The organism is Mesorhizobium amorphae CCNWGS0123, from assembly GCF_001686985.1.
Classification (GTDB): domain Bacteria; phylum Pseudomonadota; class Alphaproteobacteria; order Rhizobiales; family Rhizobiaceae; genus Mesorhizobium; species Mesorhizobium amorphae.
The window spans coordinates 4,121,110-4,140,103 of the sequence record NZ_CP015318.1 but is presented as its reverse complement, the minus strand read 5'-3'; the positions used below and the strand labels follow the sequence as shown (position 1 = coordinate 4,140,103).

Annotated in this window: 19 protein-coding genes and 1 pseudogene; 12 read left to right on the top strand and 8 right to left on the bottom strand. The window is 63.6% G+C overall.

Going from position 1 to position 18,994, the window contains the following annotated elements; translation table 11 throughout:
- Positions 1–47: 47 nt before the first annotated feature.
- The 3 genes from A6B35_RS19455 to hflX all read left to right on the top strand — a co-directional run bounded on the left by A6B35_RS19455 (position 48) and on the right by hflX (position 2,693).
- The gene (locus A6B35_RS19455) at positions 48–911 is read left to right on the top strand and encodes a D-amino-acid transaminase (RefSeq protein WP_006202173.1); all 864 of its coding nucleotides are present in this window, start codon (positions 48–50) and stop codon (positions 909–911) included.
- 144 nt (positions 912–1,055) lie between these two features.
- The gene (gene hfq, locus A6B35_RS19450) at positions 1,056–1,301 is read left to right on the top strand and encodes an RNA chaperone Hfq (protein ID WP_006202172.1); all 246 of its coding nucleotides are present in this window, start codon (positions 1,056–1,058) and stop codon (positions 1,299–1,301) included.
- Positions 1,302–2,693, top strand: coding sequence for a GTPase HflX (gene hflX, locus A6B35_RS19445; protein WP_006202171.1), 1,392 nt, complete (start codon positions 1,302–1,304; stop codon positions 2,691–2,693).
- A gap of 6 nt (positions 2,694–2,699) precedes the next feature.
- On the opposite strand, the gene mazG is transcribed toward hflX, so the two are convergent.
- Entirely contained in the window at positions 2,700–3,524 is an 825-nt protein-coding gene (gene mazG, locus A6B35_RS19440) for a nucleoside triphosphate pyrophosphohydrolase (RefSeq protein WP_040582758.1), read from the bottom strand.
- A 297-nt stretch (positions 3,525–3,821) separates the two neighbouring features.
- Here mazG and A6B35_RS19435 point away from each other — a divergent pair, with 297 nt between their 5' ends.
- Entirely contained in the window at positions 3,822–4,634 is an 813-nt protein-coding gene (locus A6B35_RS19435) for a class I SAM-dependent methyltransferase (RefSeq protein WP_006202169.1), read from the top strand.
- A 119-nt stretch (positions 4,635–4,753) separates the two neighbouring features.
- Here the strand turns inward: A6B35_RS19435 and A6B35_RS19430 are convergent, their stop codons facing one another.
- Entirely contained in the window at positions 4,754–5,938 is a 1,185-nt protein-coding gene (locus A6B35_RS19430) for an amino acid aminotransferase (protein ID WP_006202168.1), read from the bottom strand.
- A gap of 183 nt (positions 5,939–6,121) precedes the next feature.
- Here A6B35_RS19430 and A6B35_RS19425 point away from each other — a divergent pair, with 183 nt between their 5' ends.
- The 6 genes from A6B35_RS19425 (at position 6,122) to A6B35_RS19400 (ending at position 11,321) form a co-directional block, all read left to right on the top strand.
- The gene (locus A6B35_RS19425) at positions 6,122–7,282 is read left to right on the top strand and encodes a TIGR03364 family FAD-dependent oxidoreductase (protein ID WP_081482134.1); all 1,161 of its coding nucleotides are present in this window, start codon (positions 6,122–6,124) and stop codon (positions 7,280–7,282) included.
- Positions 7,283–7,294: 12 nt separating this feature from the next.
- Positions 7,295–8,110 carry a phosphonoacetaldehyde hydrolase gene (gene phnX / locus A6B35_RS19420; protein WP_040582753.1) on the top strand — a complete coding sequence of 272 codons (816 nt, stop codon included), beginning with the start codon at positions 7,295–7,297 and terminating at the stop codon, positions 8,108–8,110.
- Between the two features lie 94 nt (positions 8,111–8,204).
- On the top strand, positions 8,205–8,738 hold the full coding sequence (locus tag A6B35_RS19415; RefSeq protein ID WP_065518236.1) for a sigma-70 family RNA polymerase sigma factor: 534 nt from the start codon (positions 8,205–8,207) through the stop codon (positions 8,736–8,738).
- Positions 8,735–9,502, top strand: coding sequence for an anti-sigma factor family protein (locus A6B35_RS19410; RefSeq protein WP_006199823.1), 768 nt, complete (start codon positions 8,735–8,737; stop codon positions 9,500–9,502). The genes A6B35_RS19415 and A6B35_RS19410 overlap by 4 nt, the downstream gene beginning before the upstream one ends.
- A 25-nt stretch (positions 9,503–9,527) precedes the next feature.
- Positions 9,528–10,244, top strand: a complete 717-nt coding sequence (locus A6B35_RS19405; RefSeq protein WP_006199822.1) for a Bax inhibitor-1/YccA family protein — start codon at positions 9,528–9,530, stop codon at positions 10,242–10,244.
- Between the two features lie 201 nt (positions 10,245–10,445).
- Entirely contained in the window at positions 10,446–11,321 is an 876-nt protein-coding gene (locus A6B35_RS19400) for an aldose 1-epimerase family protein (protein ID WP_006199821.1), read from the top strand.
- Positions 11,322–11,478: 157 nt separating this feature from the next.
- On the opposite strand, the gene A6B35_RS19395 is transcribed toward A6B35_RS19400, so the two are convergent.
- The 3 genes and pseudogenes from A6B35_RS19395 to A6B35_RS19385 all read right to left on the bottom strand — a co-directional run bounded on the left by A6B35_RS19395 (position 11,479) and on the right by A6B35_RS19385 (position 14,090).
- Positions 11,479–12,237, bottom strand: coding sequence for an outer membrane protein (locus A6B35_RS19395; RefSeq protein ID WP_006199820.1), 759 nt, complete (start codon positions 12,235–12,237; stop codon positions 11,479–11,481).
- Positions 12,238–12,427: 190 nt separating this feature from the next.
- A pseudogene (locus A6B35_RS19390) lies at positions 12,428–13,335 on the bottom strand (agmatinase).
- Between the two features lie 50 nt (positions 13,336–13,385).
- Positions 13,386–14,090 carry a TetR/AcrR family transcriptional regulator gene (locus A6B35_RS19385; protein ID WP_040581885.1) on the bottom strand — a complete coding sequence of 235 codons (705 nt, stop codon included), beginning with the start codon at positions 14,088–14,090 and terminating at the stop codon, positions 13,386–13,388.
- Between the two features lie 190 nt (positions 14,091–14,280).
- On the opposite strand from A6B35_RS19385, the gene A6B35_RS19380 reads away from it, so the two are divergent.
- Together A6B35_RS19380 and A6B35_RS19375 are read left to right on the top strand one after the other, a co-directional pair.
- Complete coding sequence (locus tag A6B35_RS19380; protein ID WP_006199817.1) at positions 14,281–14,763, top strand: RidA family protein; 483 nt, start codon at positions 14,281–14,283, stop codon at positions 14,761–14,763.
- 240 nt (positions 14,764–15,003) lie between these two features.
- A complete protein-coding gene (locus tag A6B35_RS19375; protein WP_006199816.1) occupies positions 15,004–15,765 on the top strand; it encodes a GNAT family N-acetyltransferase in 762 nt (253 codons plus the stop codon).
- 13 nt (positions 15,766–15,778) lie between these two features.
- Here A6B35_RS19375 and A6B35_RS19370 read toward each other — a convergent pair whose 3' ends face one another.
- From A6B35_RS19370 to metG, 3 genes are read right to left on the bottom strand one after another with little or no spacing between them, the layout of a single operon-like run.
- Entirely contained in the window at positions 15,779–16,597 is an 819-nt protein-coding gene (locus tag A6B35_RS19370) for an MBL fold metallo-hydrolase (RefSeq protein WP_006199812.1), read from the bottom strand.
- 3 nt (positions 16,598–16,600) lie between these two features.
- Positions 16,601–17,395: a TatD family hydrolase gene (locus tag A6B35_RS19365; protein WP_006199811.1), complete on the bottom strand. Its 795-nt coding sequence runs from the start codon at positions 17,393–17,395 to the stop codon at positions 16,601–16,603.
- Entirely contained in the window at positions 17,395–18,945 is a 1,551-nt protein-coding gene (gene metG, locus A6B35_RS19360) for a methionine--tRNA ligase (protein ID WP_006199810.1), read from the bottom strand. Before metG ends, A6B35_RS19365 begins: the two co-directional genes overlap by 1 nt.
- Between the last annotated feature and the right edge of the window lie 49 nt (positions 18,946–18,994).

The window sequence follows — 18,994 nt, the reverse complement described above, 5'->3', positions numbered from 1 at the left end:
ACGGCGGAATCGCCTAAGAAGGCCGGGACGTTTCTCGAGGGTTTCCCATGCCGCGTATTGCCTATGTGAACGGGCGTTATGTCGCCCATGCCGACGCATCCGTGCACATCGAAGATCGCGGCTATCAATTTGCCGACGGCGTCTACGAGGTTTGCGAGGTGGCGCGCGGCTTCATCGTCGACATGCCGCGTCATCTGGCGCGGCTGGACCGTTCGCTGAACGAGCTCTCGATCGACTGGCCGGTCACACGCGGCGTGCTGCCGCTCATCCTGCGCGAAGTGGTGCGCCGCAACCATGTCGCCAACGGCCTGGTCTATGTCCAGGTGACGCGAGGCGTCGCCAGCCGAGACTTTGTTTTCCCGGCGGCGGGCACCAGGCGGTCGCTGGTGGTGACCGCGAGGAAAGCCGATCCGGCCGCTGCAGCCAAAAGGGCGGAGACCGGCATCAAGGTGATAACCGTGCCGGAAAACCGTTGGGACCGGGTCGACATCAAGACCGTCGGCCTGCTGCCCAACGTGCTGGCCAAGCAGAAGGCCAAGGAGGCCGGCGCCCAGGAAGCCTGGTTCATCGACACCGACGGCACGGTCAAGGAAGGCGGCTCATCCAACGCCTGGATCGTCACCAGGGATGGGGTGCTGGTGACGCGGCCGGCCGAGCACGGCATCCTGCGCGGCATTACCCGCACGACGCTGTTCGAAGTCGCCGCCAAGCTCGGCCTGAAGGTCGAGGAGCGGGGCTTTTCGGTGGCTGAAGCCAAGGCGGCGCGGGAGGCTTTCATCAGTTCGGCGACCACGATCGCCATGCCGGTCGTGGCGATTGACGGTGCTCCCATCGCCAACGGCCACCCCGGCTCAATAACACTTTCGTTGCGCCAAGCCTTTTTTGACATTGCGGAAAAAAGTCCAGCCTGATAACCGCACAGGTGGAATGAACATCAATTTATCTCGTTCTGCTTGTCGTTACTGACGGCAAGAGGGTGTTTGCGCGCTTGACATGCGCCCGGTAATTTGGCGCATTGGCTGCAAACCGAAGGGGATCGGCGAAAGACAAGAACAATGGCGGAACGATCGCAAAACCTTCAGGACCTGTTCCTGAATTCAGTTCGCAAGAGCAAAAATCCACTCACCATCTTCCTCATCAACGGCGTGAAGCTGACCGGCGTCGTCACTTCGTTCGACAATTTTTGTGTGTTGCTACGTCGAGATGGCCATTCCCAGCTTGTCTACAAGCACGCCATTTCCACGATCATGCCGAGCCAGCCGGTTCAGATGTTCGATGGCGAGGAAAGCCAGGGCGCCTGATTGGCTCGTGAGAAAGACGCGGACCGCAGCGTCCGCGGAAAATTGGCACATCAGCCGGGGACGGAAGCCAAAGGCCCGACCCGGGCTGTCGTCATCGTGCCCGTGCTTACCCGCCATCAGCGCAGCGACGATGAGTCGAACCGTCCGCGTTTGACTCGCTCGGCCGAGGCTCGCCACGACGAAGCGGTCGGGCTTGCCCGCGCCATCAACCTCGACCTGATCCACACGGCGGTGGCCACCGTCAACGATCCACGCCCGGCGACTTTGCTCGGCAGCGGCAAGGTCGAGGAGTTCGCCGAGATCGTCAAAGAGGGTCACGCCGAAGTGGTCATCGTCGACCACCCGTTGACGCCGGTGCAGCAGCGCAATCTCGAAAAGGAACTGAACGCCAAGGTGCTGGATCGCACCGGGTTGATCCTGGAGATCTTTGGCGAGCGCGCGCGGACCAAGGAAGGCACGCTGCAGGTCGAACTCGCCCATCTCAACTACCAAAAGGGCCGCCTGGTGCGCAGCTGGACCCACCTCGAGCGCCAGCGCGGTGGCGCCGGCTTCCTCGGCGGTCCCGGCGAAACGCAGATCGAATCCGACCGGCGCATCCTGCAGGACAAGATCATCAAGCTGAAGCACGAACTGGAAACGGTGCGCCGCACCCGCGACCTGCACCGCGCCAAGCGCAAGAAGGTGCCGTTCCCGGTGGTAGCGATCGTCGGCTACACCAATGCCGGCAAATCGACGCTGTTCAACAAGCTGACCGGGGCAGGGGTGCTGGCCGAGGACATGCTGTTCGCCACGCTCGATCCGACGCTGCGCCGCGTGCGCCTGCCGCACGGCACGCCGATCATCCTGTCGGATACGGTGGGCTTCATCTCCGACCTGCCGACGCATCTGGTCGCAGCCTTCCGGGCAACGCTGGAAGAGGTGGTCGAGGCCGATCTGGTCATCCATCTGCGCGATATCTCCGACCCCGACACGGCCGCGCAGGCCGAGGATGTCGAGCGCATCCTGGCCGATCTCGGCGTCGATGCCGGCGATACCAAGCGCGTCATCGAAGTTTGGAACAAGATCGACCTGCTCGACGAAGGCAACCGCGCCAGGCTGCTGGCCGATGGCAATGACGGCAGGAAGGCGCCGCCGATTGCGATTTCCGCAGTCACCGGCGAGGGCCTCGATGCGCTCAAAGCGCTGATCGAGACCAGGATGGCGGGCGAATTGGAGGCGCTGACGGTGACGATCGAACCGGCGCAGTTCGGCCTCGTCGACTGGCTCTACCGGAATGGCGACGTCGTTTCGCGGACCGACAATGAGGATGGCAGCGCGACCATCTCGCTCAAGGCCACGCACAGCGCTAGGCAAGAGATCGAGAGCCGATTGCACCGTAAAAACAACGCGTAACCCTGGTTATTTCGCGCCTTTGGCCTGCTGCCAGAGCGCTTCCATCTCGTCCAGCGTCGCCTTTTCCAGGGTGTTGCCGGAGGCTTCCAGCGCCCGCTCGACATAGTGGAAGCGCGAGCGGAATTTCTCGTTGGTGCCGCTGAGTGCTGCTTCGGCGTCGAGCTTGAGGTGGCGGCCGAGATTGACGATGGCAAACAGCATGTCGCCGAACTCGTCCTTGATCGGTGCTGCGTCGCCCTTGGCGAGAGCCTCGCGCAGCTCTCCGATCTCCTCCTCGATCTTGTCGAGGATGGGCGCTGCTTCGCTCCAGTCGAAACCGACACGGGCCGCCTTCTCCTGAAGCTTCAAGGCCCGCGTCAAGCCGGGCAGGGCGACCGGCACGCTGTCCAGAAACCCCTTGCCGTGGTCTTCCGGATCATGGCCGCGGGCGATGCGGGCAGCTCGCTTCTCGGCTTTCTCCTGCGACTTGATCTTCTCCCACATGCCCTTGGCCATGCCGGCGCTGCGCGCTTCTTCGTCGCCGAAGACATGCGGATGGCGGCGGATCATCTTCGTGGTGATGGCCTGGACGACGTCGCCGAAGGCGAATTCGCCAGCCTCCTCAGCCATTTGCGCATGGTAGACAACTTGCAGTAGGAGATCGCCGAGCTCATCGCGCAGGTCATCGAGATCGCCGCGCGCAATGGCGTCCGCCACCTCGTAGGCTTCCTCGATCGTGTAGGGCGCGATGCTCGAAAAATCCTGCTCGATATCCCATGGGCAGCCGGTCTTCGGCGCCCTGAGCGCCGCCATGATCTCGATCAGCCGGGAAATGTCTTGCGAGGGTTTCATCGGCCGGATGCTATCGTGCATGCGGCCGGCCGGCCAATGCCGTCGGCCGGCGAGTGGACATTGTCCACAGGTGCCGGTGCGGTGCAGCCGATCCGCGACGCGCTCACTAACACGCTATTGTCAACCCGCCACGACTGTTGCGGTGGATTTCAATAGGCTATCTTACGTCCGCTTTCGCGGGGCTATGGCCGACATATCTGCATATGCTGTTGGGCGCCTTCCGGTCGAAACCGACCCGACGCACACAATCATATATGCTGGTCTCGCGAGCCATCAAACGGACGGCGGGTGATAGCGATGTTGGAAACGGACAAGGTGTTCGCCGGCTCGATTCCGGAGAACTACGACCGCTATATGGTGCCGTTGATTTTCGAGCCGTTCGCTGCGGATATTGCCCGACGAGCAGCGTCCTTGTCGCCAGGCGCCGTTCTGGAAATCGCCGCCGGCACCGGGGTTGTCACCCGCGCATTGGCGCCAAAACTGTCCCCCGACGCCAGCTATGTCGTGACCGACCTCAACCAGCCGATGCTCGACTACGCCGCCTCGCGACAAGCTCCCGACAGTCGCATCGAATGGCGCCAGGCGGATGCTTTGACGCTGCCGTTTGAAGATGCGGCCTTCGATCTCGTTTGTTGTCAGTTCGGCGCGATGTTCTTTCCCAACCGCCCGTCTGCCTACCGCGAAGCCAGGCGAGTCCTGAAACCCGGAGGGCATTTCTTGTTCAACGTCTGGGATCGCATCGAGGAGAATGTCTTTGCGGATGACGTGACGAATGCTCTCGCCAGGATTTTTCCGAACGATCCGCCGCGCTTCCTGGCGCGCACGCCGCATGGCTACCACGATACGGCACTGATCCGCAGCGAGCTGGAGGGCGCGGGGTTCTCCCGCGTGGTGATCGAGACGAGAGCCGAACAAAGCCGTGCATCCTCGCCGCGCCTGCCGGCCGTTGCCTATTGCCAGGGAACTGTCCTTCGCACCGAAATCGAGGCCAGGGACGCCGGCAAACTGGACGCTGCAACCGACTACGCCGCATCCGCGATTGCAGACAGGCATGGCAGCGGTGAGGTTGCCGCCAAAATCCAGGCCCACGTAATCATGGCTGCGGTCTAGATCGGTTCATCGTTCACGGAAACGCAGAACCGCCCTATCTCCTTGTTTTGACGCAATTCCAAGGGAAAGCGCTACGCGCCGTTCCCGGGAAAACCGCTTCACACTTTTCTCGGAATTGCTTAGTCGAGCACTGAGACGATCGCCTTGGCGAGCTTGTCCATGCCGTCTTCCGGCAGGCCGGCGACATTGATGCGGCTGTCGCCGACCATGTAGATGCCATACTCGCCGCGCAGGCGCTCGACCTGCGCCTCGGTCAGGCCAAGCCTGGAAAACATGCCGCGATGGCTGGCGACGAAATCGAAGCGGTCGGAATTGGACTGCCGGCGCAGCGCTTCGGCGAACGCGACGCGCAGCCTCAGCATGCGCAGGCGCATCTCCTCGAGCTCCGCTTCCCAGTCGGCCCGAAGGGCCGCATCTTCCAGAACCATCCGCACCGCCGCGGCGCCATGGTCCGGCGGCATCGAATAGATGGCGCGCGCCGCCGACAGCATCTGGCTCATCGCCACATCCGCCTGGGCGCCGTCCTTGGCCAGGATCATCGCCGCGCCGACGCGGTCGCGGTAGACAGCAAAGTTTTTCGAGCAGCTCGAGGCGACAACCATTTCAGGGACTTTTGCGGCGAGCAGGCGCAGACCGGCGGCGTCGGCCTCGAGGCCATCGCCAAAGCCTTGATAGGCAATGTCGACAAAGGGCAAAAGATCGCGCTCGACAACGATCTCAGTCACGGCAGCCCATTGTGCCGCATCCAGATTGGCACCGGTCGGATTGTGGCAGCAGCCGTGCAGCAGCACCACGTCGCCGCTCTTGGCGGTCCGCAGCGCCGCCAGCATGTCCTCGAAGCGAACCGCGCCCGAAGCGGCGTCGAAATAGGGGTATCCGCGGATCTGCAGGCCGGCGGCACGCATCACCGGCATATGGTTCGGCCAAGTCGGGTCCGACAGCCAGATGGTGGCGTCGGCGCGGGTGCGCTTCAAAAGTTCGGCCACAAGCCGCAGCGCGCCTGATCCGCCGGGCGCCTGCGCGGTGCGAATGCGCGAGAAGTCGACTGCCTCGCCAAAGGCCAGCCTGGCCATCGCCGTGTTGAACCCGGTGTCGCCGGCAAGGCCGAGATAGGTCTTGGTGTCCTGGCTGTTGAGCAGCCGCTTTTCGGCCTCGCGCACGGCGCGCATGACCGGCGTCTTGCCGTCGCGGTCCTTGTAAACACCAACGCCGAGGTCGACCTTGTCGGGGCGCGGGTCGGCGCGATAGAGGCCGATCAAGGCAAGGATCTTGTCGGCAGGGGCGGGCTGCAGGGTTTCGAACATCGACATGGCTCCAATGGCGGCGGAGTGATACGCAAATCGGCCGGGCTTCGCCAGCGCTTTCCTATGCGGCAGGCTGAAAAGCCTCGGCGCCAAGATGCGAAACGTGCCCTACACGTTCCTGTCACATCGACGTAGTTTGAATAGGTATTTCCGGGACAAGCGCGAGAATGACGGCGTGAGACGATGATGAGCCGGCAAGAAAAATTCGATCTCGCCATTGTCGGCGCCGGTATTGTCGGTCTGGCGCATGCGCTCGCCGTCGTTCGCCGTGGCCTTTCCGTCGTCGTCATCGACCGTGATGCGCAGGCCAATGGCGCCTCGGTGCGCAATTTCGGATTCATCACCGTCAGCGGGCAGGAGCGCGGCCAGGTCTGGCGGCGGGCGATGCGGTCTAGAGATATCTGGCTGGAGGTGGCCGGGCCTGCCGGCATCGACATCGTCCAGCGCGGCGCCGTCGTCGTTGCTCGCCGTCCGGAAGCGCGAGCGGTGGTCGAGTCCTTCCTGCAAACAGAGATGGGCGAGGGGTGCAAGCTGCTCGAAGCCAATGCGCTCAACCGCGACTATCCCGGTCTAGCCGGACAGGACTTTGCCGGCGGTCTGTGGAGCCCGCACGAGGTGCGTGTCGAATCGCGCCAGGCGATCCCGCTTCTCGCGGCCTTTCTCGCCGAACGGCACGGCGTCGAGTTCCGCCGTGAAACGGCGGTTCGATCGGTCGAGCCGCCCGATATAGAAACCAGCCGTGGCACGGTCCATGCCGGCAAGGTGATCGTTTGTCCGGGCCACGACCTGGCGACGCTCTATCCCGACCGCATCGCTCGCTATGCCGTCACGCGCTGCAAGCTGCAGATGATGCGGCTTGCCGATCCCGGCTTCAGGCTGCCGGTATCGGTGATGTCCGACCTCGGGCTTGCGCGCTATGCCGGCTATGCCGCATTGCCGGAGGCGGTCGCCTTGCGGCGCCGGCTTGAAGCCGAGCAGCGCGATGCGCTCGACAATGGCGTGCATCTGATCGTGGTGCAGAGCGCCGACGGCACGCTGGTGGTCGGCGATTCCCATCACTATGCGGCGACACCCGATCCGTTCGCTTCGGAGCGGGTCGACGAGATCATCCTCGATGAGTTCAGCGCCGTGTTCGGTGGACCGGTTCCGCGCGTGCTCGAGCGCTGGACGGGCATCTACGCGTCGGCGTCCGACCGCACCATGTTCGCCGATGCGCCGCATGAGGATGTGCGGCTGGTGATGATCACCAGCGGCACCGGCGCCAGCACCTCTTTTGCCATCGCCGAAGAGGTGGTCGAAGAGCTGTTCGGCGCGAGCACGGCAGAGACAATGAAGATCGCATGATGGGAAGATCGCATGATGGCCACTGAGGGTTTGCTCCGCGCCGTGGTGTTCGACTGGGCCGGCACCGTCGTTGACCACGGGTCGCTGGCGCCGATGGGCGTGTTCGTCGAGGCTTTTGCCGAGTTCGGCGTGGCGATCAGCGTCGATGAAGCGCGCGGGCCGATGGGCATGGCCAAGCGCCCGCATATCGCGGCGCTGATGGCGCTGCCGAGGGTCGCCGCGGCCTGGGCGAAACAGCGCGGCCATGCGCCGACGGAGGCCGACATCGATGCCGTCTACGCCGTGTTCGTTCCGAAGAACCGGGCGGTGGCGGCACGGTTTTCGGATGTCATCCCGGGTGTTGCCGATGTCGTCGCGGCGTTGCGGGCGCGCGGCCTCAAGATCGGCTCGACCACCGGCTATACGAGCGACATCATGGCCGAGATCCTGCCGGTGGCGGCCGGGCAGGGGTTCTCGCCCGATTGCCTGGTCTGCACCGGCGACACGCCGGACGGCAGGCCGACGCCGTTCATGCTGTGGAAGGCACTAACCGAGCTTGGCGTCTACCCGCCATGGCTGAGCGTCAAGGTCGACGACACCGAAGTCGGCATCGCCGAAGGGATCAACGCCGGTGCCTGGACGGTCGGCGTTTCGGTGACCGGCAACGTCTTCGGCCACACGCTGGCGGAGACGCAGGCGCTGGCGCCGGACGTGTTCAGGAAAAAACGTGTCGAGGCAATCGCCAGGCTCAGCGCCGCTGGCGCGCACTATGTCGTCAATGGCGTTGCCGACCTCTTGCCGGTCATCGCCGCGATCGAGGGCAGGCTGCGGCGCGGCGAGCGGCCTTGAGGCCGAAGCCTGAGCGGTAGGCCTGTCCGGGAAGCGGCAGCAAAAAATCCGACACAGGCGGGATTAAAACCTTACCGTGCTCCGTAAACAGGGCATGAAACGGTCGATGCCGCGCTTCGATATCGTAGGACAGCTGGGTTCCTTGCGCCGCTACGCGCAATCGCTGACGCGCGACAGCACTGAGGCCGAGGATCTGGTGCATGACGCGTTGGTGCGGGCCTATGAGCGGCGCGGCACCTTCCGCGCCGGCGGCAATTTGCGCGCCTGGCTGCTGTCGATCGTCCACAATGCCTTCATCGACCGCCTGCGGTCGCGCCGGTCCGAAGCGGCGCGGCTCGAGCAGGCCGGGCAGCTTGCCGACAGCAGCACGCAGGCTCCCCAGGAGCATTCCGTTCGCCTGGCGCAGATACGTGAAGCCTTTTTCGAGCTGCCGGACGAGCAGCGCTCGGCGCTGCATCTCGTCGCCATCGAGGGCCTTACCTACGAGCAGGCAGCCAAGGCCATCGGCGTGCCGCTGGGAACGCTGATGTCACGCATCGGCCGGGCACGCGCGGCGCTGCGCGAAATGGAAGACAACGCGCCGGCGCGCGCCAAAAATCATCTCCGGATCGTGAGAGGCGAGCCATGACCGCAGTGCTGGATCCCGTGACCGACGCCGACCTTGACGCCTATGTCGACGACCAGCTGGACGTTGCCCGCCGCATCGAAGTCGAGGCGTTTCTGTCCGCCCGCCCGGAGACGGCGGCGCGGGTGATGTCCGACCTCAGGACACGCGACGAACTGCGGGTGGCGCTTGCCGGTTCAAAAGGCATGGCGCGGCCGGCAACGGCCGATGCCGCCCGGCGGCTGGAGAGGGGACTCGCCCGCGGCCGTGTGCTCGGCGTGCTGCAGCGGGCGGCGGCGGTCGCCGTCTTCGTCGCCGCGGGCTGGCTGGCGAACGGCATGCTCGGGCCGGTGACCAAGGTCGTCGCCTCGACCCAGCCGCCAGCCTATCTCGAGGAGGCGATCCGGGCGCACCGGACGACGCTGATGCGCGAAACCATGTCGTCCCAGACCGAAGCGCCGAATTACGACAGCGACGAGATCCGCGCCGCCACGGCGATCGTCATGCCGTCGCTGCCGAAGGACTGGAAGGTCCGCGACGTACAGGTCTATCCGTCACAGTTCGGCCCGAGCGTCGAAATGATCGTCGAAGCCGGGGAGCTTGGGCTTATCTCGCTGTTTGCCATCAGGCCGGGAACGTTCGACGTGGTCAGGCCTGCCGTCGCACCCTCGGGCGATATCTCGTCCGCCTATTTCCAGATTGGCGATGTCGCCTACGCGATCGTCGCGCGAAGCGATGTCCGCGACCTCGACCGCGCCGCCGAGACACTCGCCAAGACGCTTTACTGATCCGATCCAGCCAAGGAGAACCAGCATGAATACCCCCGATCTTGGATACCGCGTAGGCGCCGGCGCCCGAGCCGGCGCCGTGTTCGACGAGGGCCTGCGCCAGCATATGCTGCGCGTCTACAACTATATGGGCCTTGGCCTGGTCGTCACTGGCCTCATCGCCTTCGCTGTGGCCTCGACGCCCGCTCTCTACGTGCCGATCTTCTCCACCCCGCTGAAATGGGTGGTGATGCTGGCGCCGCTCGCCTTCGTGCTACTGTTCTCGTTCAAGATGCAGACGATGTCGGCGGCCAGCGCCCAGGCCATGTTCTGGGCCTTCTGCGCGGTCATGGGCCTGTCGCTGGCTTCCGTGTTCCTGGTCTTCACCGGGACCAGCATCGCGCGCACCTTCTTCATCGCCGCCACCATGTTCGGCGCCACCAGCCTCTACGGCTACACGACCAAGCGCGACCTGACCCAGTTCTCGTCCTTCCTGATCATGGGCCTGATCGGCGTGGTGATCGCCAGCGTGGTGAACATCTTCCTCGGCTCGACGGCGCTGCAGTTCGCCATTTCGGTGATCGGCATCGCCGTGTTCATCGGCCTCACCGCCTGGGACACGCAGACGATCAAGGAACAGTATGCGGAGAACTTCGACGCGGAATCGCAGCAGAAGCTCGCCGTGTTCGGCGCTTTCTCGCTTTATCTGAACTTCATCAACATCTTCCAGCTGTTGCTGAACTTCACCGGCGAGCGCGAATAGAACCGTAGCAGGCAACGCTGCGTACCTTGCCCGTGGCCGGAGGGAAACTTCCGGTCACGGTTTTATTTTGGATAGCGACTGGTGTTGGGTGTCGCGGATCGTTCATCGCGGCTCTGTGAGATGCGGCTTGTCCCGTCGCTCTTGAGTTCACGCGCGGCCTTTTGCTAGCCTGCCGGCCACATAGCCACCCCGCGAGGACATATGGAACAAGACAGCCTGACGCTGCATGGTGACGGCATTTCGGCGACCATAGTCGGGCAGGGGGCCGAGCTCGTCTCCTTGCGCGATGCCGAGGGAACCGAGCTTCTTTGGCAGGCCGGTCCTGCCTGGCGGCGTCATTCACCCGTCCTGTTCCCGATCGTTGGCCGGCTGAAGGGCGATGAGCTGCGCCATCGAGGACGCAGCTATCCGATGATGCAGCACGGCTTTGCTCGCGACAGGCGCTTTGGCTGGGCGGAGCAGGGGGATCGCTCCTGCACCTTGATGCTGACCGACGATGCCGAGACCCGGGCTCACTACCCCTTCGCCTTTCGCCTGGTCATAGGCTACAGCGTCGGGCATCGGCAGCTCGGCGTGACTTTCGAAATCACCAACACCGGCGACGAACCATTGCCGGCATCGATCGGGGCGCATCCGGCGTTCAATTGGCCGTTGCTGCCGGAATTGCCCAAGGAGGCCTACCGGCTGACCTTCAACGAGGCCGAGCCCGCGCCGGTCCGCCGCCTGAAGGATGGCCTGCTGCTGCCAAAGCCGCAGCCCACGCCGATCGAAGGCAGGACGCTGGCACTCTCCGAACGCCTGTTCGACGACGACGCCGTCATCCTGGATCGGCCTGCCAGCACCAGCGTGCGCTACGCCGCAGACCAGGGCCCGGCGATCGAAATGTCGTGGCAAGGATTCCAGGAGCTGGGCATCTGGTCCAAACCCGGCGGCGCGCCGTTCCTATGCGTCGAGCCCTGGCATGGCATTGCCAGCCCTGTTGATTTTGACGGAGAGTTCAGCGACAAGCCGGGCGTGATGCTCATCAAGCCGGGCGCCAGGCGCGTGCTGGGCTACCGGATCAAAATAGCCCAGTGACGGCGTTCGCAATCAACGCCGAAATACGCGATCCCGAGGTCGATTCTGCCGCCGTTTTTTCCAGCTAATGCGGTCGAGCTGCTTGGCGGAATTTTCTCCGACCAGGCAAGAAGAGCCCGGCACTGCGGCCGGGCAACTCCTTAATCAGTTCACGCGATTAGTTGTGTGCGCTGCCACCAAACTTGTAGCTCAGCCGCGCCATCACCACGTCGGCCCTGGCCTTGGTCTTGTAGGTCTCCGGATTGGCTCCGAGCGAGCCATCGTCGAACACGTTAGGCCCTGTGCTCGTCTTGGAGCCGAGATCGACATGCGTGTAGTCGACGCCAAGGCTCAGCCTGTCGGTGAGGGCATAGTCGGCGCCGAGACCCAGCGCATAGCCATTGTGCCACTCGTTCTGCTCGTATGTGACGAGGGCGTCGTTGTCCCGGGCCTTGAACCCGACCTCGCCGCCGGCATAGCCGCCCTTGGCATAGATCATGACGCGATCAAAAGCGTAGCCGATCTTCCCGACCACCGTCGCATAATGCTGGATCCTGCCGGTCTCGGTATCGCTGTCGGGAAAGTAGGGGCTGACGATCGTCTTCCTGATCCCCGTGGCGGTCCACGTCGCTTCGCCGCCGAACACGAACTGATCCCATTGGTACTGCGCGCCCACGTGCACGCCTCCCGCGATGTTCGTGTCACTGAAATGGAAACCCTCGGTTCCGGCGGGCACCAGATCGGTGAAGAAGCCGCCATTCGGCTGTGTCACGTCCGTGGCCGTGATATCGCCAACGGCGACGCCGACATGTGCGCCGGCGTAAAAGCCGCTCCAGTCATAAGCCGAACCGGCAACCGGACCTGTCAGATCCGCCGCCGATGCAGCAGCGGTCGCGCTGAGCCCGGCCAGCGCGGCAATTGCAAGAAGTCGTTTCACAGAAATTCTCCCGCCCCGATCCCCAATGAACCCCCAACGCCTGCAAGCATAACGGGAAATGACAAAACAGCTGTAGCGATTCAGCCGCACTGCCTACAAATCAGCAGTTGCAGAGGAGGGGGCGTTTCAATTTAGCGTGATGTGCCGGACGAAATCCTGTCGCGGCCGTCATGCTCGGTGGAAATCGGTTTCAAACCTGCCGGACGATGGTGCCGATCGCATTGACGAGAAGCCGCGCGGCGGTCAGGACCGACAGGCCGTCAATGTCGGCGGGAGGATAGAGCTCGACAAGGTCGAATCCCACGATCCTGGCCCGCTTGCCGAGGCCGGCGATCAGGTCGATCGCCTGCGTATAGGTGAGGCCGCCGGGCGTGCGCGCCGCCACGCCCGGCATGATGCCGGGATCGAGGCCGTCGCAGTCGAGGGTGACGACGACTCGCGCGCCTTCCGGAATATGCCGCAGCGCGGCTTCGACGCCCTCTGTGTGAACCGCGCGGGCGGTCACGAAGCGGCTACCATAGTGGCGCGAAGCTTCGATTTCGGCGAGGCGCGCGCTGCCGACACTACGCAGGCCGACCTGCACCATGCCGACCACATGCGCCATCTCGCTCGCCCGCCGCATCGGGCTCGAATAGCCGTAGCGTTCGTCATGCACCTCGTCGCGCCAGTCGATATGGGCGTCGATCTGAAGGATCCAGACCGGCCCGTGATCCGCAAAGCCGGCGAGGAAGGGGATGACCACGGAATCGTCGCCGCCGAGCAGGATCGGCACGGCCGGCAATGCCAGGACCTCGCGCGTCTTCGCCTCGATCCGGGCCCGGTTGCCGGCATTGTCATGCATGGTGGTCGCGATGTCGCGTCGATGCAGCAGACCGGCTTGCCGTCGAACAGCGGGCCGCCGAGATCGAAATCCCAGTGCTCGATGAGTGCGGCATCGTCCTGGCTCGCGGCGCGGATGGCGTCGGCGGCCAAGGCATAACCGCTGCTGTCCTTGCCGGGATATGTGCTGCCATGACCGGCTCCAAAGATCACCGCACGGGGCATGCGACCATCGGCAAGGCGATCGGGGAAGCCGAGAAAGGAAGGCGAGGCGGTCATTTCTTGATGGTCTCGATGATGGTTCACTACAGAACTCTGAATCCCTCTTCCTATCCGATCTTGCAACCAAAGTTCCTATCTGGAGCGAGGCCGTCGAGGAGGAAGTCGAGGCCTTTCCGGAAAGCGCCGTCCCAATCGTCATCCAACAGCAGGCGGGAGCGTTCGATCGTCGGGTAGCGTTCGCTGGCAAGGCGCTGCTGCGCGGCGGCCCTGTCGTCGTCCGAGAGGTCGAAGTTCCCCCGGGTGATGGTGGCGCCCATAACATAGTTCCAGAGCGACCATATCGCGACGTTCAGATCTGCGTCCGCTACACCGGCTCTCGACAAGGTCTTGCTCAGCAATTCCAGGCGACCAAGGATGTTCGGGCCAAACGCTCGGCGCGGCAACAGCGATGCCGACCAGGGATGGCGCAGCATGCTGGCGCGCCAGTCTTCGAGCATATGAACGACATCTGCGCGCCAGTCCTGAGACTCAACCATTTGCGGCGGCCCGCGATATTCGAGCACCGAGTCGAGCGCCAGATCAAAGACCTCCTCTTTGTTGTCAACGTGCCAATACAGGCTCATCGCGCCCGAGCCGAGGCGATCGGCCAGCCGGCGCATCGTCAATCCGTCGAGCCCTTGGGCGTCCAGAAGTTCCAGCGCGGTCGCTACGATACGGTCCCGGGAGAGAGGCGGTTCACCAGGCACCTCCTGCGCGGGTTGGGGCGCCGCCCTTGCGCGTTTGCTCCCGGCGCCGCTGCGTTTGGCTGCCATCATTTTCCTCTCTCGTCGAACTTCGATTTTGGCAGTCACCGTCAGGAATGTCGATGCTGACCACTTGACTAGTACGTTGTACCATACGATGACTCGTACATCGTATGAGTCACCCTATGGCTGATATGGCTAAAGTGCAATCATGCCGGTCGCGAGGGTCGCTCGCAGCCCGCGGAGCCAAGGGACAATCATGTCACGCGCAATCAAGCATCTGCTTATCGGAGGGCTAATCATCATGAACATATCAATCCCCACGGCAGCGACGGCGACTGAGAACAAGCTGACCATCGTCAATCCGAAGACCCTCTACGACCCATCGCCGAATGGCTACAGCACGGCGGTGATCATGCCGCCAGGCGCCCGGGTGGCCTACATTTCCGGGCAGGGCGGCCAGGACGCCACGGGAGGCCTGTCGCCCGACTTCGCCGTCCAGGTGAAACAGGCCTATGCGAACCTGAGCGCCGCGCTCGAGGGTATCGGCGCGAAACCCAATCAGGTCGCCAAGCTCACGGTCTTCGTGGTTGATCACGACATGTCCAAGCTCGAGGCGCTAACCAGAAACGTCAAGGAAATGTTCGGCGACGCGCTGCCGGCGCAGACCCTGGTTCCTGTTCCCAAGCTTGCGATCGACCCGATGCTGTTCGAGGTGGAAGCCATCGTCGTTCTGGATTAGTGGGGCGACGCTCTTGGTGCGAGCGCGCCGTAGGCAGCCGCGCGCTCGCAATCACGAGGGCCGAGCGACAACGCTTCGCGGCTGTCGCGCTACGAAGCTGCAGCTACATCAGAAGGTCGCATAAGATAGATTATGGAACTAGTGCTTTGACCGATGCCTGGGAATTTCTGCTGATTTTCATGGGCTTGGCACGATCGATGTGTGTTGCCTTGGGCAGATGGCCAACGCTACGCTGCCCGGATGACGACAGCAAAGCGTGAGATTGAATCGGCAATCGAGGTGTTCGTGCATGGCTACAGCATCGGCAAGAGCCGCACCTTTCCATATGAGGCCAGCCGCGTCGGGCCATTGTGGCTGATGCGCGATGCCGAGCGCAAGAATTCTCGCGACTACCGCAACGAGGAATGGGTCGTCCATGACGTTGCCGCTCAGGAAGCCGATACGATCGTGCGGCAGCACGCGCGGCCGGGCTTTGCCATTTCCGTCGTGATCGCGAACGACGAACCGGATGGGCCGACGCGAACCGCATACAAGGCTCTCGGCTACCGGCTGCTTCGGACGGAAGGCTTCTTCATCCACCGCTTGCGCCTGATTCCAAGCCCGCCGGCGGTTGCTTTGGTCGAACGCGTGCGCACAGCCGAACGGGCGGCGCAGTTGGGAAAGGTCATGCGCCGGCGCCCGATCGCCGACAATCTGCTCGGCGACGGCGCGCCGTTCCGCCAGTATGTGGCGGTCGATGGCGACGCTATCGTTGGTCGCGTGCGTAGCGTGGACGCCGTGGATGCCACGTGGTGCGCGGACATGTATGTCGAGCCTTCGCACCGGCGTCGCGGCCTCGGTCAGGCTCTGATGTCGAAAATGCTGCACGACGACCGGGCACAAGGGTCGCGGTGCTCGGTGCTGACCGCGACCCATACAGGAGCGCTGCTTTATCCCCGCACGGGCTATGAGCGGATAGGAACGCTGCTGATATTTGGGCCCAAGGGCCGAACGCCCTTATGAAGCGCCATTCCTATCACGCTGATTCGTAAGGGATTTCGATCGCCATGCCGTCATAGGCCGGCACGACGTTGTCCGGCGTCTCTGCCATGACTGTGGCGTAGTCGAGCGGCACGTGCATGTGAATCAGCACGGCGGTCTTCGGCGCCAGTTTCTCGATCCAGCCAAGCGCCTCGCCAAGCGACAGATGGCTCGGATGCGGGTTGTACTGCAGCGCGTCGACGACCAGCGTGTCGAGGCTGCGCAGCTTTTCCGCCGTGGCGTCCGGAAAGTCGCTGATATCAGGGCAATAAGCGAGCCCGCCGATGCGAAAGCCGAGCGAGATGATGTCGCCATGGATCTGCGGCAGCGGCTCAAGGGTGAGGGCACCGCCCTCGCCTTCGATCACCACCGGCCTGGCGTGGTCGATGATGTGGCCACGCAAGATCGGCGGATAGGAACTGCCCGGAGGCGTTTCGAAGCAATAGCCGAACGCCTGCCTCAGGCGCTGCATCGTCGGCTGGTCGGCGTGGACATCGATCAGGCGGCGCTGTTCGAGCACGAAGCCGCGCAGATCGTCGATGCCATGGATGTGGTCGGCATGCGGGTGCGTGTAGATGACCGCGTCGATGCGTTTGACCGATGCCAAGAGCATCTGCTCGCGGAAATCCGGTCCGGTGTCGATGACGACCGTGGTCCTGGCGCCGTTCGCCGCGATGCGCTCGACCAGTGCCGCAGTGCGCATGCGCCGGTTTTTTGGATTGGCCGGGTCGCAATTGCCCCAGTCGCCGGTGATGCGCGGCGTGCCGGGCGATGAGCCGCAGCCGAGGATGGTAAGGCGCAGCCGGTCGCTCATGCCTCAGGCGCCCGGCGCGCCCGGACGCGGCATTTTCCCGAAAAGCCGGAAGACATTGTCCGTGGTGATGTCGGCGATCTCGGCCTCGCTTACGCCGATCGTCTCGGCCAGCACCTTGGCAGTGTGCGCGACATAGGCGGGCTCGTTGCGCTTGCCGCGAAACGGGATCGGCGCGAGATATGGCGCGTCGGTTTCGACCAGCAGGCGGTCATGCGGCACGTCGGCGGCGATGGCGCGCAGCTCGGCTGAATTCTTGAAGGTCAGGATGCCGGAGAAGGACACGTAGCCGCCAAGCGCAACGCCGACTTCGGCCAGCCGCCGCCCGGACGAAAAACAGTGCAGAATGAAAGGGAAGGCGCCCTTCCCTGTTTCGTCCTCGAGGATCGCTGCCATGTCGTCATCGGCGTCGCGCGAATGGATGACCAGCGGCAGGCCGGTCTCGCGCGCGGCGGCGATATGGGTGCGAAATCCCTGCGCCTGCGCCTCGCGCGGGGCGTGATCGTAAAAGTAATCGAGCCCCGCCTCGCCGATCGCCACCACCTTGGGATGGGCGGAGAGCCGGACAAGATCGGCGGTCGTTACGTCAAGCTCTTCGGCGGCATTGTGCGGATGGGTGCCGACGGAGCAATAGACGTCGTCAAAAGACTCCGCAATTTCAAGTATTTGATCGAACCACTTCACCCGCGTCGAGATCGTCACCATGCGGCCAATTCCGGCTGCCAGGGCGCGGGCGACGATGGCCGCCCGCTCCTCGGCGAAATCAGGAAAATCAAGATGGCAGTGGCTGTCGACGAGCATCAGGCGTTCGCGTCCGGCTTTTCGACGTAACGCGGAAAGACCCCCTCCGGCGCCGGCAAAGCCGTGCCGGGCACGAGCGCATAGTCTGCGTGGACATGCGCAAAGTCACGGTTGCCCGCCGGCACCGCCAGCAGGTCGAGTAACTTCGCGGCTGACCCCGGAACGAAGGGCTGGCAGAGCAGAGTCACGCGCCGGACGACTTCAGTCGTCGTCCACAAAACCGTCTCCATGCGCTCTGGATCGGTTGCGCTCAGCGCCCAGGGTTTGTTGGACGCGAAATAGCGGTCTGCTTCGGCCACCACGCCGAAGATCGCCGCCAGCGCCAGGTGGATGCCCTGCTCCGCCATCGCCTTGCGCGCGACGGTGAGTGCCTCAACAGCCTGGTCGAGGATCGCCTTGTCGGCGTCGGTCAGTTCGCCGCGCCTCGGCACGACGCCGCCGCAGTTCTTGGCGATCATCTTCAGCGAGCGCTGCGCCAGATTGCCGAGGCCGTTGGCGAGATCGGCGTTGGTGCGGTTGACGATCGCATCGTGGCTGTAGCTGCCGTCCTGGCCGAACGGCACCTCGCGCAGGAAGAAATAGCGCACCTGATCGAGCCCATAATGTTCGACCATGGTGAAGGGGTCGACGACATTGCCGACCGATTTCGACATCTTCTCGCCGCGGTTGAACAGGAAGCCGTGCGCAAAGACGCGCTTCGGCAGTTCGATCCCGGCCGACATCAGGAAGGCTGGCCAGTAGACCGCGTGGAAGCGCACGATATCCTTGCCGATGATATGCGTGGCCGGCCAAAAACTCCATTTCCCGGACTTGGTGTCGGGATAGCCGGCGGCGGTGATGTAGTTGGTCAAGGCATCGACCCAGACATACATCACATGCTTGTCGTCGCCCGGCACCGGGACGCCCCAATTGAAGGTGGTGCGCGAGATCGAGATATCCTTGAGGCCGGACTTGACGAAGCTTTGCACCTCGTTGCGGCGCTCGGCCGGGCCGACAAAGTCGGGCTGGTTCTCATACAGCGCCAGCAATTTGTCCTGATAGGCGGACAGCCGGAAGAAATAGCTTTCCTCCTCGTTCCATTCGACCGGCGAGCCTAGCGGCTCGCGGCGCACGCCGTCCTCGCCGAGTGTGGTTTCGGCCTCTTCGAAATAGGCCTCCTGCCGCACCGAATACCAGCCGCTGTAGCGGTCGAGATAGATGTCGCCATTGGCGGCCATCGCCTTCCAGATCGCCTGGCAGGACGCGTAGTGGCGCGCTTCCGTCGTACGGATGTACTCGTCATTCGAACCGCCGACCGTCTCGGTCATCGAACGGAAGATCGCCGAATTGCGGTCGGCAAGCGCCAGCGGCGTGATGCCTTCCTTCTCGGCCGTCTGCTGCATCTTCAGGCCGTGTTCGTCGGTGCCGGTGAGGAAGAACACGTCCTTGCCGTCGAGGCGCTGGAAGCGGGCCAGCGCGTCGCTGGCAATGACCGTATAGGCATGGCCGATATGCGGCTTGCCGTTCGGGTAAAAGATCGGAGTGGTCAGGTAATATTTTTCGCGTGCCATGGATGAAGCCGTCATGAATGTCTGAATGGGAGTGTGGCGGTGGATATCG

Coding starts and splice junctions, on each gene's coding strand:
- A6B35_RS19455 (WP_006202173.1), top strand. CDS start 48: ATGCCGCGTATTGCCTATGTGAACGGGCGTTATGTCGCCCATGCCGAC.
- hfq (WP_006202172.1), top strand. CDS start 1,056: ATGGCGGAACGATCGCAAAACCTTCAGGACCTGTTCCTGAATTCAGTT.
- mazG (WP_040582758.1), bottom strand. CDS start 3,524: ATGAAACCCTCGCAAGACATTTCCCGGCTGATCGAGATCATGGCGGCG.
- A6B35_RS19435 (WP_006202169.1), top strand. CDS start 3,822: ATGTTGGAAACGGACAAGGTGTTCGCCGGCTCGATTCCGGAGAACTAC.
- A6B35_RS19430 (WP_006202168.1), bottom strand. CDS start 5,938: ATGTTCGAAACCCTGCAGCCCGCCCCTGCCGACAAGATCCTTGCCTTG.
- A6B35_RS19425 (WP_081482134.1), top strand. CDS start 6,122: ATGATGAGCCGGCAAGAAAAATTCGATCTCGCCATTGTCGGCGCCGGT.
- phnX (WP_040582753.1), top strand. CDS start 7,295: ATGATGGCCACTGAGGGTTTGCTCCGCGCCGTGGTGTTCGACTGGGCC.
- A6B35_RS19415 (WP_065518236.1), top strand. CDS start 8,205: ATGAAACGGTCGATGCCGCGCTTCGATATCGTAGGACAGCTGGGTTCC.
- A6B35_RS19410 (WP_006199823.1), top strand. CDS start 8,735: ATGACCGCAGTGCTGGATCCCGTGACCGACGCCGACCTTGACGCCTAT.
- A6B35_RS19405 (WP_006199822.1), top strand. CDS start 9,528: ATGAATACCCCCGATCTTGGATACCGCGTAGGCGCCGGCGCCCGAGCC.
- A6B35_RS19400 (WP_006199821.1), top strand. CDS start 10,446: ATGGAACAAGACAGCCTGACGCTGCATGGTGACGGCATTTCGGCGACC.
- A6B35_RS19385 (WP_040581885.1), bottom strand. CDS start 14,090: ATGGCAGCCAAACGCAGCGGCGCCGGGAGCAAACGCGCAAGGGCGGCG.
- A6B35_RS19380 (WP_006199817.1), top strand. CDS start 14,281: ATGTCACGCGCAATCAAGCATCTGCTTATCGGAGGGCTAATCATCATG.
- A6B35_RS19375 (WP_006199816.1), top strand. CDS start 15,004: ATGACGACAGCAAAGCGTGAGATTGAATCGGCAATCGAGGTGTTCGTG.
- A6B35_RS19370 (WP_006199812.1), bottom strand. CDS start 16,597: ATGAGCGACCGGCTGCGCCTTACCATCCTCGGCTGCGGCTCATCGCCC.
- A6B35_RS19365 (WP_006199811.1), bottom strand. CDS start 17,395: ATGCTCGTCGACAGCCACTGCCATCTTGATTTTCCTGATTTCGCCGAG.
- metG (WP_006199810.1), bottom strand. CDS start 18,945: ATGGCACGCGAAAAATATTACCTGACCACTCCGATCTTTTACCCGAAC.